Origin of the sequence: Kribbella sp. NPDC056951, assembly GCF_042674205.1 — a bacterium.
Classification (GTDB): domain Bacteria; phylum Actinomycetota; class Actinomycetes; order Propionibacteriales; family Kribbellaceae; genus Kribbella; species Kribbella yunnanensis.
Genome location: NZ_JBHUQZ010000009.1, coordinates 331252 through 344034, shown reverse-complemented (window position 1 = coordinate 344034; position 12783 = coordinate 331252). Strand labels below are relative to the sequence as shown.

At 67.0% G+C, this 12783-nt stretch carries 15 protein-coding genes; 7 read left to right on the top strand and 8 right to left on the bottom strand.

Annotated features, from left to right (window positions below):
- Together ACFTSF_RS30990 and ACFTSF_RS30985 are read left to right on the top strand one after the other, a co-directional pair.
- On the top strand, positions 1-755 hold a 755-nt coding region (locus ACFTSF_RS30990), incomplete at its 5' end, for a transposase (protein ID WP_380157842.1).
- 577 nt (positions 756-1332) lie between these two features.
- Positions 1333-2151 (top strand): oxaloacetate decarboxylase, encoded by an 819-nt coding sequence (locus tag ACFTSF_RS30985; protein WP_380157840.1) that lies wholly within the window; start codon positions 1333-1335, stop codon positions 2149-2151.
- An 88-nt stretch (positions 2152-2239) separates the two neighbouring features.
- Here ACFTSF_RS30985 and ACFTSF_RS30980 read toward each other — a convergent pair whose 3' ends face one another.
- Positions 2240-2926, bottom strand: coding sequence for an NADPH-dependent F420 reductase (locus tag ACFTSF_RS30980; RefSeq protein ID WP_380157838.1), 687 nt, complete (start codon positions 2924-2926; stop codon positions 2240-2242).
- 56 nt (positions 2927-2982) lie between these two features.
- On the opposite strand from ACFTSF_RS30980, the gene ACFTSF_RS30975 reads away from it, so the two are divergent.
- Positions 2983-3339, top strand: coding sequence for a winged helix-turn-helix transcriptional regulator (locus ACFTSF_RS30975; protein WP_380157836.1), 357 nt, complete (start codon positions 2983-2985; stop codon positions 3337-3339).
- Here the strand turns inward: ACFTSF_RS30975 and ACFTSF_RS30970 are convergent.
- On the bottom strand, positions 3336-4820 hold the full coding sequence (locus ACFTSF_RS30970; RefSeq protein ID WP_380157834.1) for an AAA family ATPase: 1485 nt from the start codon (positions 4818-4820) through the stop codon (positions 3336-3338). The two genes, ACFTSF_RS30975 and ACFTSF_RS30970, sit on opposite strands and share 4 nt — an antisense overlap.
- 77 nt (positions 4821-4897) lie before the next feature.
- On the opposite strand from ACFTSF_RS30970, the gene ACFTSF_RS30965 reads away from it, so the two are divergent.
- On the top strand, positions 4898-5713 hold the full coding sequence (locus ACFTSF_RS30965) for an LLM class F420-dependent oxidoreductase (RefSeq protein WP_380157833.1): 816 nt from the start codon (positions 4898-4900) through the stop codon (positions 5711-5713).
- 42 nt (positions 5714-5755) lie between these two features.
- Positions 5756-6355, top strand: coding sequence for a peptide deformylase (gene def / locus ACFTSF_RS30960; protein WP_380157831.1), 600 nt, complete (start codon positions 5756-5758; stop codon positions 6353-6355).
- A gap of 4 nt (positions 6356-6359) precedes the next feature.
- Here def and ACFTSF_RS30955 read toward each other — a convergent pair whose 3' ends face one another.
- Both ACFTSF_RS30955 and ACFTSF_RS30950 read right to left on the bottom strand, forming a co-directional pair.
- A complete protein-coding gene (locus ACFTSF_RS30955; protein ID WP_380157830.1) occupies positions 6360-6914 on the bottom strand; it encodes an AAA family ATPase in 555 nt (184 codons plus the stop codon).
- 7 nt (positions 6915-6921) lie between these two features.
- Positions 6922-7443 (bottom strand): GNAT family N-acetyltransferase, encoded by a 522-nt coding sequence (locus ACFTSF_RS30950; RefSeq protein ID WP_380157828.1) that lies wholly within the window; start codon positions 7441-7443, stop codon positions 6922-6924.
- 28 nt (positions 7444-7471) lie between these two features.
- Here ACFTSF_RS30950 and ACFTSF_RS30945 point away from each other — a divergent pair, with 28 nt between their 5' ends.
- Positions 7472-8527, top strand: a complete 1056-nt coding sequence (locus tag ACFTSF_RS30945) for a LacI family DNA-binding transcriptional regulator (RefSeq protein WP_380157826.1) — start codon at positions 7472-7474, stop codon at positions 8525-8527.
- On the opposite strand, the gene ACFTSF_RS30940 is transcribed toward ACFTSF_RS30945, so the two are convergent.
- Complete coding sequence (locus ACFTSF_RS30940; protein WP_380157824.1) at positions 8522-8902, bottom strand: nuclear transport factor 2 family protein; 381 nt, start codon at positions 8900-8902, stop codon at positions 8522-8524. The genes ACFTSF_RS30945 and ACFTSF_RS30940 overlap by 6 nt on opposite strands.
- A gap of 87 nt (positions 8903-8989) precedes the next feature.
- Between ACFTSF_RS30940 and ACFTSF_RS30935 the strand changes: the two genes are divergently transcribed.
- On the top strand, positions 8990-9739 hold the full coding sequence (locus tag ACFTSF_RS30935; protein WP_380157822.1) for a helix-turn-helix domain-containing protein: 750 nt from the start codon (positions 8990-8992) through the stop codon (positions 9737-9739).
- Here the strand turns inward: ACFTSF_RS30935 and ACFTSF_RS30930 are convergent.
- From ACFTSF_RS30930 to ACFTSF_RS30920, 3 genes are read right to left on the bottom strand one after another with little or no spacing between them, the layout of a single operon-like run.
- On the bottom strand, positions 9736-10575 hold the full coding sequence (locus tag ACFTSF_RS30930; protein WP_380157820.1) for a carbohydrate ABC transporter permease: 840 nt from the start codon (positions 10573-10575) through the stop codon (positions 9736-9738). The genes ACFTSF_RS30935 and ACFTSF_RS30930 overlap by 4 nt on opposite strands.
- Entirely contained in the window at positions 10572-11459 is an 888-nt protein-coding gene (locus tag ACFTSF_RS30925; RefSeq protein ID WP_380157818.1) for a carbohydrate ABC transporter permease, read from the bottom strand. The genes ACFTSF_RS30930 and ACFTSF_RS30925 overlap by 4 nt, the downstream gene beginning before the upstream one ends.
- 1 nt (position 11460) lies before the next feature.
- A complete protein-coding gene (locus ACFTSF_RS30920) occupies positions 11461-12765 on the bottom strand; it encodes an extracellular solute-binding protein (protein WP_380157816.1) in 1305 nt (434 codons plus the stop codon).
- Between the last annotated feature and the right edge of the window lie 18 nt (positions 12766-12783).

Genomic DNA, 12783 nt, shown 5'->3' with positions numbered 1-12783 from the left:
CCCGGCTCGAGGCGGCCGATCCGAAGACCCGGGCCCACGAGACCGCGTCGCGTCAGATTCGCCTAGCCCAGAAGGCCTTGCAGGCCGCCCGGGCCGCGGCCGCTGCCGGGACGGTCGACCGCGAAGGCGGCGCGGCCAGGAAACGCCGCCGCGCCACAACCGCCGCGCCGGAGGCGAACATCACCGATCCCGAGAGCCGGAAGATGGCGACCAGGAACGGCGGGTTCGTGCAGGGCTTCAACGCCCAGATCGCGGTCACCGACGACCATCTCATCCTGGCCACCAAGCTGACCCAGGACGGCAACGACTACCACTGTTTCGAACCGATGATGAACGCCGCGGTCACCGCCACTCAACACATCGGGCGAGCCGGCGAGCTGGGCACGGTCCTGGCCGATGCCGGCTACTGGTCCGAACCCAACCTCACTCTGCCCGGCCCTGACCGGCTCATCGCGCCCGGCAACCACCGCGACATCACCCGCGACGCCCGCAACCGGCCTGCCCACGGCCCACCACCACCCGACGCGAGCCCCGCGGACAAGATGCGGCACCGGATCCGCACCCCCGAAGGCCACACCACCTACAAACGCCGATCAGCCACCGTCGAAACCGTCATCGCCCACCTCAAAGACCAAACCGGACTCCGACGGTTCTCCCGACGCGGCCTCGCCGCCGCGGCCAGCGAACTCAACCTCGCAGCCACCGTGGTCAACCTCCTCAAACTCCGCAACCACACCCTCCACCCAGCAACCTGAACCCGGCCCGCCCGGGCCCCGCCCGGGCAACCAACCAACCCATCAGATTCCATGCCCGGCCCGCAAAACACCATTCCGCAACAGCCTCCAGGCGCCGAAAATGTTCCGATCAACGCGCCAGATATCCCCCGGGGCCCGAGATCGCGGGCCGGCAATCACCTTGTGCACCCACCATCCATCTGACCCCCGCCGAAACGGTTGAACCGTGCTCAAGGTCGCCCCGGCCAGCTCACCTTGAGCACCCCTCAACCACCGTCCGATCGCGCACATGGTTGACCCGTGCACAACGTCGTACCGGCTCGTGGTGAGAGCCCTTGACTAACCCGGCATGGTGGGTGAACCCACCAAATGGGAGGTTCCCCCACCGGATTCCGGGGTGGGAACCTCCTACCTGGTGGGTTCACCCACCAGATGGGTCTTCTGCGCCATCGCAGTCGATGGGCTGACCCATCGCGTGTTGGGTTGGCCAACTGCGTGCGGTGGGCTCACCCGCATTGGCATGGGCGGGCTCACCTGCATTGGCGTGGGTGGGCCTACGAAATGGGGAGTGTCGGTGGGGGGTGGCAGGATCGGGGGTATGAGTGGGTTTCGTGGGCTGCATGAGGGGTCGAGCGGGTTTGTGATGCCTAATGCTTGGGATGCGGGGAGTGCGGTTTTGCTTGCTGCGGCTGGGTTTTCGGCGATTGCTACGACTAGTGCGGGGATCGCGTTCTCGCTGGCCAAGGGGGATCACACGCTGCCCGACGGAGCGCCGGGTGTGTCGCGGGAGGATATGTTCGAGCGGATCCAGCAGATTGCCGGGGCGGTCGACGTACCGGTGAGTGGTGATCTTGAGGATGGGTACGGCGCGGCGCCGGAGCGGGTTGCGGAGACGATCACGTTGGCTCGTGCGGCCGGGTTGGCGGGTGGCAACATCGAGGACTATGACGGCCATGAGTTGTACGACGTGGAGTTGGCCGTTGACCGGATTGTCGCTGCTCGGGAGGCGGCGGGCGCGGACTTCGTGCTGACGGCCCGTACGGATGGGCAGCTGTTGCGGGCGCCGACCTCGCTCGCGGAGTCGATTGAGCGGGCCAACCGTTTCCGGGCGGCCGGCGCCGACTGCCTCTACCTCCCCGGCGTGAACGACCTCGCCACGATCCGCACGATCGTCCGGGAGATCGACGGTCCGGTGAATGTGGTCATCGGGCTCGGCTCGTCGACGCTGACCGTGCCCGACCTGCTGGACGCCGGCGTGAAGCGGATCAGCCTTGGCGGCAGCATCGCGCGGGCGGCGCTCGGCTTCATCCGCCGCAGCGCCGAGGAGCTCGCCACCCACGGCACGATCACCTTCGCCAAGGACCAGATCCCCCAATCCGAGCTCAACGAGCTCTTCGCAGGCTCAGCTGACCGCTGAAGGACCCAGCGAGCGGACAGTACGGCGCACTCGACGTCGACTACCAGGTGTGGCTCCAACCCGACAGCCGAGGACATCGCCTGGAGGTCTACACCCCGGCCGATGCCACGTCGGCCGACGCACTCCGGCTGCTCACCTCGGTGGGATGGGTGTCGCCGAAGGCGGCGGTGAGCGGTGGGAAGGTGGCGCGGACGTCGGCGCCGGTGACCCACATTCCGATGGCCAAGGCGGCCGTCGCTTCTAGGAGGCGGGCGCGGGCCAGACCGCCTGCTGGGACCGGAGTGCAGCCCACTGCGCGGACCAGGTCGGAGACCTGAGCGAGGGCGGCCGGGTCATCGGCGCACAGCGGGACCCCGAGCAAAGCACCGTCGAAGGTGTGCGGTGCAGTTCGCCAGACCGCCTCAGCAGCGAGGTTGAAGGCCTTGACCACGTGCGCATGTGGAACTGCCTGGCTGATCGCCTCGGCCACCGCGGGCTGAGCGAGGGTGAAGTCGCTGTGGTCGAGCGCATTCGTGCAGTCGATCAGTACTGTGCCCGGCGCGACGGAGAGCTGCGTGACCACGGAGACCACCACCTCAGCCGGTACGGCGAGCAGCACCACCTCGCCGTACGTCGTTGCCTCCTGCAACGACCCTGATGTCGCCCCGATCCGCCCGGCCGTCGCCGAGGCCCGCCCCGGATCTCGTCCGCCGATCATCACCTCGTGCCCGGCCGACACCCAGTGTCGCCCCAGTGCCTCCGCCATCCCGCCGTTCCCGACAATTCCGATTCGCATGCCCAAAACGCTAGCCAGGCCAATAGGAACCAATCGGTGTGTAACAGCGGGGCACAATGAACAACGTGGAGCCGAGATTCTTCTCCGATTGTCAGGCGCGGGTTGCCGTCGACGTGCTCAGCGGCCGGTGGCCCATGGTCGTGCTGTACGCGCTCACGAAGGGCTCCGGACGGCCGGGTGAGCTGCGCCAGCAGATCGGCGGCATCAGCCAGAAGGTGCTCACCGAGACGCTGCGGCGGCTGGAGTCCAACGGGCTGGTCGAGCGACGCCGGTACGCCGAAGCCCCGCCGCGCGTCGAGTATTCGCTGACGGCGGCCGGCGAGGACCTGCTGGTCCCGATCCAGGCGCTCGGCGACTGGGCCGAGCGCCACGCGGAGACGGTGATGGCGGCGCAGGAGGCGGCCGGCGCCTAATCGTCGTACGCGATGTGGATCGACGAGGTGTAAGCCTGATCGCCGGTGTAGATCCCTGGATGGGCGGCAGGAGCGATGCCGGGTACAGGCGGCCCAGCATCATACGAGTCGGAGGCGGATGCGCCTAGCAAGCGGCGGGTAAGCGCGTCGCGCGACGACAGCAGTTCGTCGACGGCCATCCGCAGGTGCTCGGCGGCCGGGGGCGCGTCGGCCTGAGCGGCCAGCAGGACAGTGCGGCGTACCAGCTCCTTCATGAAGGAAGCCGTGGTGCCTTCGGTGCGCTCGACCACCTCATCGACAATCTCAGCGGACAGGTCGAGAGCCGGACCGTACAGGCGCAGCAGACGCGCGCGACCGTCAGTGTCCGGGAGCGGGACCTCAACCGCCATGTCGACGCGGCCGGGCCGCTGCGCGAGCGCAGGCTCGAGAAGGTCGGCGCGGTTGGTCGTGAGCAGGAACGCCACGTCAGCATCCTGAGCGAGCCCGTCCATCTCGTTCAGAACCTGGAAGAGCAGAGGGTTCTCCATCCCCCGGGAGTAGTCGCGCGCCTCGGCGACCAGGTCGCAGTCCTCCAGTACGACGAGCGCCGGCTGCAGCATCCGGGCCAGCGCACAGGCCTGCGAGATGAAGTGGATGCTTGTGCCGGCGAGCAGCACGACCGTGAACGACGGCAGGCGGGACAGCAGATAGCGCACGGTGTGCGTCTTCCCGGTCCCGGGCGGACCGTACAGCAGCACACCGCGCCGCAGGTGCTGACCGGCCGCCAGCAGCGTCTCGCGGTGGTCCGCGATCCCGACCACCTCGCGTTCGACGCGCTCCAGTACGCCGTCCGGCATCACCACGTCGTCGCGGGTGATCCCGGGCCGCGGGTGCAGCCGGAACGGCCCGACGCCCTGACCGAATTCGGTGCCCTCGAACGAGACCACCTTGCCGCGGAACACGTTGTGCGTCCGGATCAGCTCGGGCAGCGCGTTCAGGAACCGGTCCCCCGCACCCTCGCCAACCGTCAGCACCTCGAGATCGACGGTCGATCGCCCGTACTGCGGGTTCGGGGCGCGGAACAGAGCGACGTACCGGTCGTCGCCCTGGATGCCGAGGTAGAAGCCGAACGCAACGCAGTCCATCTCCTCGTCGATGTCGATCGGGACGCGCACGTAGTCGACCGCGCCGATCCCGAAGCGGTCGTAGACGGCCTGCTCGAGGACCTCGCCCAGTGAGTAGTGCCCGCGGTTCGAACCGGCCAGGCCGACCACCTCGAAGGAGTCGAACCAGGCCTCGATCGCCAGCTGCACGTTCGGCAGGTCGTACGGCGCGAAACTCGACGAGACCACCGGGATCTGCTCGGGCTCGGCGCCCAGGTGCTCCATCAGCTTGTCGCGCAGCCCGGTCCGGTTGATCCCGGCGCCGCGGTGGTTCTGCATCCGCTCCAGGAACCCGGTGAACAGGCGTGCGAACTCGTCGATCTCGTGCTCGTCCGGCATCGCGGCCGTCCTCCCCACTGTCCGTCCCCCGGACCCGATCCGGAGGGCCCTCCGAAACGCCGGATAGGATCTCTACCATGACAGATTCCGAGTCCACCGAGCGTCCGTACGCGGCCTACCCCGTCCGGATCGGTTTCCAGATTCAGCCGCAGCACGCGGAGTACGCCGACATCCGGCGTACCGTCGCCCAGGCGGAGGAGATCGGCGTCGACATCGCCTTCAACTGGGATCACTTCTACCCGCTGTCCGGGGAGCCGGACGGACTGCACTTCGAGTGCTGGACCATGCTGGCCGCGTGGGCCGAAGCGACCGAACGGGTCGAGATCGGCGCGCTGGTCACCTGTAACTCCTACCGCAACGCCGACCTGCTGGCCGATATGGCCCGCACCGTCGACCACATCAGCGACGGCCGGCTCATCCTGGGCATCGGCTCGGGCTGGTTCGAGCGCGACTACGACGAATACGGCTACGAGTTCGGTACGGCGGGCGGCCGGCTGAACGCGTTGGGCGAGGCCCTGCCGCGGATCGAGGCGCGCTGGGCCAAGCTGAACCCGAAGCCGACCCGCGACATCCCGGTGCTGATCGGTGGTGGCGGCGAGAAGAAGACGCTCAAGCTGGTCGCTCAGCACGCCAACATCTGGCACGGCTTCGGTGACGCGGAGACGATCGCGCACAAGCACGCCGTACTGGACGAGCACTGCAAGACGATCGGCCGCGACCCGGGTGAGATCGAGCGCTCGACCGCGGTCGGCGACAAGTCGCCGGAGGCCGTCGGCAAGGGCTTGCTCGACGTCGGCACCCGGCTGTTCACCGTCTCGGCCTCCGGCCCGGACTACGACCTCGGCCAGTTGCGCGACTGGGTCGCGTGGCGTGACGAGGTCAACGGCAAGTAGCCAGTACGCCGGTGTGGCGGTCGGCCGGATAGGATTTCCCGCATGGTTTCGAAGTACGAGCGTGGTTCCGTCCGGCCGATCACCCGCTGGGGCACCGAGGTGATGCACCACCTCAACCAGCCGGTGACCGAGTTCGGTCCCGAGCTGCAGACGCTGGTGGCCGACATGTTCTCGACGATGGATGCGGCCGAGGGCGTCGGCCTGGCCGCCAACCAGGTCGGGGTCGACCTGCAGCTGTTCATCTTCGACTGCCCGGACAAGGACGGGAACCGGATCGAAGGCGTCGTCTGCAACCCGGTCATCGAGCTCCCCGAGGGCAAGGACCGCCGCCTCGACGAGGGTGACGAGGGCTGCCTGTCGCTGCCCGGCGCGTTCACCAAGTGCGTCCGACCGGACTTCGCCAAGGTGACCGGCGTCGACGAGCACGGCGAGCCCGTGTCGTACGAGGGCACCGGTCTGCTGGCTCGCTGTCTCCAGCACGAGACCGACCACACCCAGGGCACGGTCTTCGGCGACCGGCTCTCCCGCAAGTACCGCAAGCGCCTCTTCAACGAGGCCGAGGAGCTCGCGTCCGACTACCCCGAGGACTGGCCGATCACCCCGATGGTCGCCCACGAGGACGAAGAGGTCTCCGCCAACTAGGCGATCACCAGCGCGCCTGCTCCAGATCCGCCAGGATCACCTTGACCGTCTGCTCCGGGGTCTGACCGGTGGTGTCCAGCCACAGACCCCGGCGCGGAATCTCCTGCAGTCCAGCCTGCAAAGCCCGTACGCCGTCCGCCAGCGAAGCGCCCTCTTCCTGCCAGGCGCGGTACGAGTTCTGGCCACCGCGACCGATCTCGCGCTCCACGATCGACTCGACCGACGGGATGAGCACGACCAGGTAGGTCTCGACATCCCGCAGTCCCGCGAACCACTGCTCGACGTGCTCACCCAGCATGATGTCGCTACAGACGAAGTCGAATCCGTTATCCGCGTAGTGCTGAGCGATTAGCTGACTGGCGGCGTACCGGAGTTCCAGCTGGCGCACGGCCTCCGGCGACGGGTCCGGGGTCATCCCCTCCGCACCGGCGACCACACCGTGGTAGAAGACATCGCCGTCGATGGTGGCCGCGGGTGGGCCGAGTTCTGCGGCCAGCAGCGGTGCGATCGTGGACTTGCCGGCAGCCTGCATACCGGTGACGAGGACGACCTTGGGCATGCCGACATCAGATCATGCGGAACGCCTCGGCCGTCATCGAATAAACGGTGGCGTTGAAGGTCTCGCCGTCGAACTCGAGATCGGTCACGCACTCGAACGTCATCCCGAGGCGGCGCATCACGGCGATACTGCGTTCGTTCGGCGTGTCGGTGACCGAGTTGATCCGCGGCAGTTGCAGCTCGGTGAACCCGTAGGCGAGCCAATGCGCGGCGGCCTCGGTGGCGTAGCCGTGCCCCCAGTACTCGCGGGCCAGCCGCCAGCCGACCTCGAGCGTGTCGGGATACCACTGCTCGCGCGACAGCCCGCCGGCGCCCACGAACGCGCCGTCGGCGGCACGCTCGATGGCCAGGAAGCCGTAGCGCTCGCTCTCCCAGGTCTGGTTGATCCCGGCCGCTTCGCGGTCCGACTCGGCCCGGGTCAGCGGCCCGCCGATGAAGCGCATGACGTCGGGGTCGCTGTTCAGCGCGGCCCAGGCGTCCAGGTCGCTGTCCTGAAACGGCCGCAGGATCAGCCGTTCGGTCGTACGCATCGTCTCCCCCTATCGATAAACTGCAACGATGAACGGGCCGGGGGAGCAGATCAACAGTCCGACGGCGCAGCAGCGGCGTCCTGTCACGCTGGACGACGTCGCGCGCGCCGCCGGGGTCTCCCAGCCGACCGCGTCGCGGGTGCTCAACGGCAGCTCCCGCCGGGTCGCTCCAAGTTATCGCGAGCGCGTGCTGAGCGCCGCCCGCGAGCTCGGCTACACGCCGAATCTGCCCGCACAGGCAATGGCCCGCGGTACATCGCGCACGATCGCGCTGGTGATCAGCCTGATCTCCGACCCGTACTTCTCCGCGATGGCGGCCGAGATCATGAAACAGGCCGAGGCGATCGGGCTGCACGTCTCGATCGCGGTCACCGAGCGGCAGGCCGAGCGTGAGCTCGACCTGATCCGCGAGCTGCGCGGTCAGCAGCCGCGGGCGATCATCCTGGCCGGCACCGGGTACGTCGATCCGCCGTCGGAGCAGGCGCTGATCGACGAGCTGCAGCGGTACGAGGAGACCGGTGGCCGGGTCGTCCTGATCAGCCGGTCCGACCTGCCGTTCGAAACCGTCGACTTCGACAACCACGAGGGTTCACGGCAGCTCGCACGTGAGCTGGCCACGCTCGGGTACCGGAACTGCCTGGTCCTCGGAAGCGCCACTCCCCTGCTCTCGATGCAGCAGCGCGTCGAGGGGTTCGTGGCCGGGCTGACCGAGTCCGGCGGTACTCGCGTCCAAGTGCATCAGCCCGGGTTCAGCTGGGTCGGGGCCCGCGAGTTCGTTCTCGGGCTCACCGACGCCGAGGCAGCCGAGCTCGACCTGGTGTTCGCGGTGACCGATGACATGGCGCTTGGTGCGCTGGCCGGACTGCGCGAGCGCGGTCTGCGGGTGCCGGAGGACGTCGGCGTGGCCGGATTCGACGACATCAGCACCCTGCGCGACGTCGTACCGAAGCTGACGACTGTGCATGTCGCTCTGAACGCCGTCGCGCAGGAGGCCGTGTATCGCGCGACCACCACCGATCAGGTGTTGACCCGGCGTACGGTGCCCGCCTATCCGGTCATCCGCGCCAGCACGCCGCCGTTATAGGTCCCACCACGTCAGGTGTGCCTGCGCCGAGGCGACCGGCTCGACGAGTTCCCACGCCTCGGTGAACTGGCCGTCGGTGATCTTCAGGATGTCGACGACGACGATGCCCGGCTTGCCGTCGGGCAGGCGACGGCGAGTGTGGATGACGACGTAGTCGCTGTCGGACAGGAGGTGCAGGATCTCGACCTGCATCCCTTCGAGCGAGAGCAGGGACTTGGAGATGTCGGCCAACCACTCGCTCTTGTTCCGGATCAGGCCTTCCGGGCGGTAGTGCCGGAAGTCCTCGCTCAGCACGTGTTCCACAGCGGCGACGCCGCCTTCGCCGAGGAGTTGGGCCATCGTCTGCTGCACGAGTTGTTCGTTCTGCTTTGTCATGCCTGCAATGTTGAGGTGGCGTGCAGCGGCTGTCGATGAAGTCGCATTTCATCGACATCCGGCCCGAGATGGGTAGGCTCGTTGACCATGGCAACGGTCGGCGAACTCCTTCGGCAATGGCGGCATCGGCGGCAACTCAGCCAGCTCGATCTCGCGATCGCCGCTGACGTCTCGCCACGACATGTCAGCCTGGTCGAGACCGGCAAATCGCAACCGAGCGCGGACATGGTGCTGCGGCTTGCGGAACAACTCGACGTACCGCTGCGTGAGCGCAACGCACTCCTGCTCGCGGCCGGCTTCGCACCCCGGTACGCCGAAACTCCGCTCGACAGTACGGCGTTGTCGATGGCGCGAGCTGCGGTCGATCGGGTACTGCGGGCGCACGAGCCCTACCCGGCGATCGCCTTCGACCGGCACTGGGACATCGTGCTGACGAACCGTGCTGTCGATCCCTTCCTCGTCGGCGTCGCGCCCGAACTGCTGCAGCCAATGAACCTGATCCGGCTCGGCCTCGACCCGCGTGGGCTCGCACCCCTGGTCGCCAACCTTGGCGACGTCCGGAACGTGTTCCGCTCCCGAGTACGGCGGCAACTGGCCGCCGCACCGAATCCCCGGCTCACCGCCCTGTACGCCGAACTGCTCGCGGACGGTGATACCGGCGAAACGGTCGAGGCCGAGGTCGTGATCCCGATGGTCATCCGCTTCGAGGGTGTCGAGTTGCAGCTGTTCTCGACGATCACGACCTTCGGCACTCCCCTCGACCTCACTCTCAACGACCTCGCCGTCGAGGCCTATTACCCCGCGGACGCGGAGACCGCGGCGTACTTCGAGCGTTAGAGCTTGACGCCACCACTGATCAGGTCGAGCTTCCAGTAGCGCTGCAGGCTCAGGAACAGGATCGCGAGCGGCACGATCGAGACCAGCACGCCGGCGATCACGATCGAGTACTGCGCGGCCTGGCCGCCGGTGATGATCATCAGCCCGTAGAGCCCGAGGGTGAGCGGATACAGGTGATCGTCGTTGATCATCACGAACGGGAGCAGGAAGTTGTTCCAGATCCCGATGAACTGCAGCAGGAACACAGTCACCAGCGCCGGCAGCATCATGGGTGCGCCGACCGACCGGAAGATCCGCCATTCGCTGCCGCCGTCGATCCGGGCCGCCTCCATGATCTCGTCCGGGACCGAGGCCTCGGAGTAGATCTTGCAGAGGTAGATCGCGAACGGGCTGACCAACTGCGGCAGCAACACCGCAGCGTAGTTGTTGGTCATCCCGACCTTGGCCAGCAACAGGAACTGCGGTACGGCGAGCAGGATCTGCGGAAGCAGTACGGCGGCCACAATCGCCCGGAACAGTACGACGCTTCCGGTGAACCGGTACTTGCCCAAGGCATACCCGCCCGCCCCGGCGATTGCCGTTGACAACAATCCACCGCCGACCGCGTAGATCACCGAGTTCAGAACCCAACGGCCGAAGATGCCGTCGTTGTAGCTGAACAAGGCATCCAGGTTCGACCAGAAACCGCCATTGAAGACCGGCACGAAAGGTGCGGTCGAGAACAACTCGTCGTTCGTCTTGGTCGACGCGATCAGAATCCACAGCACCGGCAGTACGCAGTACAGGGCACCGATCAACAGAATCAGCGTCGGTACCCAGCGCGTTCGTTGAGTCATCGGGTCCTCCCGATCCGGCGGCCGATCGCCGAGACGACCACGGTCGCCGCGACCGTCATCAGGATCAGCAGGAACGACGTCGCTGCACCTTCGTAGATGCTGTTGTCGACGAACGCGTCCGTGTAGGCGCGCATCAGCGGGACCCACGTGGACGAGATCGCGTTCGCCAGCGGCTTCAGGGTGGTCGGCTCGTTGAACAGTTGCAGTGCGCCGATCACCGAGAACAACGCGACCATCGCGACGGCGGGTGCCATCAACGGGAGCTTCACGCGGACCGCGATCTGGAACTCCGATGCGCCATCGAGTTCGGCTGCCTCGAACAACTCCCGCGGCAGACTCCGCACGGTCGTGTAGAGGATGACCATGTTGAACCCGACGATACCCCAGACGGCGACATTCGCGACGCTGAAGAAGATGCCGCGGTTGCCGAAGTAGTCCAACGTGCCGCCGCCGATCGGGCTGGTCGCCGGCAGGTACATGAACCCCCACAGGAGACTCGCGACGACACCGGGAACGGCGTACGGCAAGAAGATCGCGAGCCGGGCAAAGCCGGTCAGCCGGGCGCGTTTCGCATCCAGGCAGAGCGCGAAGACGGTCGCCAGGATGACGGTCATCGGTACACCGAATGCGCCGATCAGCAACATCCGCCCGAGACTCGCCCAGAACTCGTGGTCGGTGAGTGCGGCGGTGTAGTTCGACAGCCCGGTCCACACCTCGGTCGGCTTACCGCCACCGAGCAGACCGCGGCCGACTTTAAGCCGGCGAAAGCTGAGGAAGATCGCATAGATCGCCGGGGCAATCGTGAACAGGGCAAGGAGAACCACGGCTGGGGTGACCAGTACGGCGGGCAGCGACCCGCCGTACTGTCTTGTGGGACGGCTCATCTCAGCCGGCGACCTGGAAGCCGAGCTTCTTCATGTCGGCGACCGTGGCTTCCTGCATGGTGTCGAGAGCGCCGGAGAGCGGTGTCTTCTTCTGCAACGCGCCACCGAAGGCATTCGAGTAAGCGTCGAACGTGACGTTCGCGTTGGGTCCCCAGATGTCGAATGTGCGCACGCCCTTGGCCGCGGTCGCCATCAGCGTGTTGTAGTCCGGCTGGTTCGACATGAACGGCGGCGGGGACTTCAGCTCGGGCAGTTGCTGACCGGCCGGGGACGCGGGGAACGCCTGGACGTTCTTGATCAGCGAGGCCATCCCGGCCTCGGACGAGTTCATCCACTCGACGAACTTGGCCGCCTCGGCCGGGTGCTTGGAGTTCGCCGTGACGGCCTCGGTCTCACCACCCCAGATGCCGACGGTGGTGTCACCGGCGGTCCAGGCCGGCAGCGGCGCGGCGGCCCACTTGCCGGCGGTGTCCTTGGCGATCGAGGGCAGCTGGTTCGGTCCCCACTGGGCGCCGACCCAGCCGATCAACGTGCCGTTGTTCATATCGGTGTTCCACTGCGCCGACCAGTTCGGCTGCGGGCTGACGAGGCCCTTCGTGATCAGGTCGTCCCAGAAGTCGGCGACCTTCTTGCTGGCCGCGTCGTTGATGTTGACCGTCCAGGTGTCGCCGTCGGCCTTCCACCAGTTGGCCCCGGCTTGCTGCGCCAGCCCGGCGAACCAGCCCGGGTCGGCGGCGGTGAAGTTGCCGATGTACTTCTTCGGATCCGCCTTGTGGATCGCGGCGGCCGTGGTCGCGTACTCGGCCCAGGTCGCGGGTGCCTTCAGGCCGAGCTTGTCGAAGACGTCCTTGCGGTAGAAGAAGATCATCGGGCAGACGTTCTGCGGTACGCCGTACGTCTTGCCCTCGAACTGGACCTGGGACAGCGACGCCTTGTCGTACTTGGTGTCCAGACCCTTCACGTAGTCGTCGATCGGGACCACGACCTGGTTCGCGATCAGCGCCGGCAGCGCCTGGTACTCGACCTCGGTGATGTCCGGGTTGGTCCCCGCCTTGTTGTTGGTGATCAGCTTGTTGTAGAGCGTGTAGCCGGTGCCGGACGGTTTGGTCAGCTTCACCTGGATGTTCGGGTTCAGCTCGTTCCAGTCGTCGACAACCTTGTCCATCCCGCCGTCCCAGTTGACGTAGGTCAACTCGATCTTCTCGGTGCTACTGCTCGGACCAGCGGCGGGCTTGGTGTCGTTGCCCGAGCAAGCGGGCAGGGCCAGCGCAGCGATGACGAGACTGGCGCCGATACGTGCGTACATGGCTGTGCTCACTTCTCT

What these genes read in the sequence shown, in the direction of transcription:
- ACFTSF_RS30985 (WP_380157840.1), top strand. Translation starts at nt 1,333, where the DNA reads ATGAGTGGGTTTCGTGGGCTGCATGAGGGGTCGAGCGGGTTTGTGATG.
- ACFTSF_RS30980 (WP_380157838.1), bottom strand. Translation starts at nt 2,926, where the DNA reads ATGCGAATCGGAATTGTCGGGAACGGCGGGATGGCGGAGGCACTGGGG.
- ACFTSF_RS30975 (WP_380157836.1), top strand. Translation starts at nt 2,983, where the DNA reads ATGAACAACGTGGAGCCGAGATTCTTCTCCGATTGTCAGGCGCGGGTT.
- ACFTSF_RS30970 (WP_380157834.1), bottom strand. Translation starts at nt 4,820, where the DNA reads ATGCCGGACGAGCACGAGATCGACGAGTTCGCACGCCTGTTCACCGGG.
- ACFTSF_RS30965 (WP_380157833.1), top strand. Translation starts at nt 4,898, where the DNA reads ATGACAGATTCCGAGTCCACCGAGCGTCCGTACGCGGCCTACCCCGTC.
- def (WP_380157831.1), top strand. Translation starts at nt 5,756, where the DNA reads ATGGTTTCGAAGTACGAGCGTGGTTCCGTCCGGCCGATCACCCGCTGG.
- ACFTSF_RS30955 (WP_380157830.1), bottom strand. Translation starts at nt 6,914, where the DNA reads ATGCCCAAGGTCGTCCTCGTCACCGGTATGCAGGCTGCCGGCAAGTCC.
- ACFTSF_RS30950 (WP_380157828.1), bottom strand. Translation starts at nt 7,443, where the DNA reads ATGCGTACGACCGAACGGCTGATCCTGCGGCCGTTTCAGGACAGCGAC.
- ACFTSF_RS30945 (WP_380157826.1), top strand. Translation starts at nt 7,472, where the DNA reads ATGAACGGGCCGGGGGAGCAGATCAACAGTCCGACGGCGCAGCAGCGG.
- ACFTSF_RS30940 (WP_380157824.1), bottom strand. Translation starts at nt 8,902, where the DNA reads ATGACAAAGCAGAACGAACAACTCGTGCAGCAGACGATGGCCCAACTC.
- ACFTSF_RS30935 (WP_380157822.1), top strand. Translation starts at nt 8,990, where the DNA reads ATGGCAACGGTCGGCGAACTCCTTCGGCAATGGCGGCATCGGCGGCAA.
- ACFTSF_RS30930 (WP_380157820.1), bottom strand. Translation starts at nt 10,575, where the DNA reads ATGACTCAACGAACGCGCTGGGTACCGACGCTGATTCTGTTGATCGGT.
- ACFTSF_RS30925 (WP_380157818.1), bottom strand. Translation starts at nt 11,459, where the DNA reads ATGAGCCGTCCCACAAGACAGTACGGCGGGTCGCTGCCCGCCGTACTG.
- ACFTSF_RS30920 (WP_380157816.1), bottom strand. Translation starts at nt 12,765, where the DNA reads ATGTACGCACGTATCGGCGCCAGTCTCGTCATCGCTGCGCTGGCCCTG.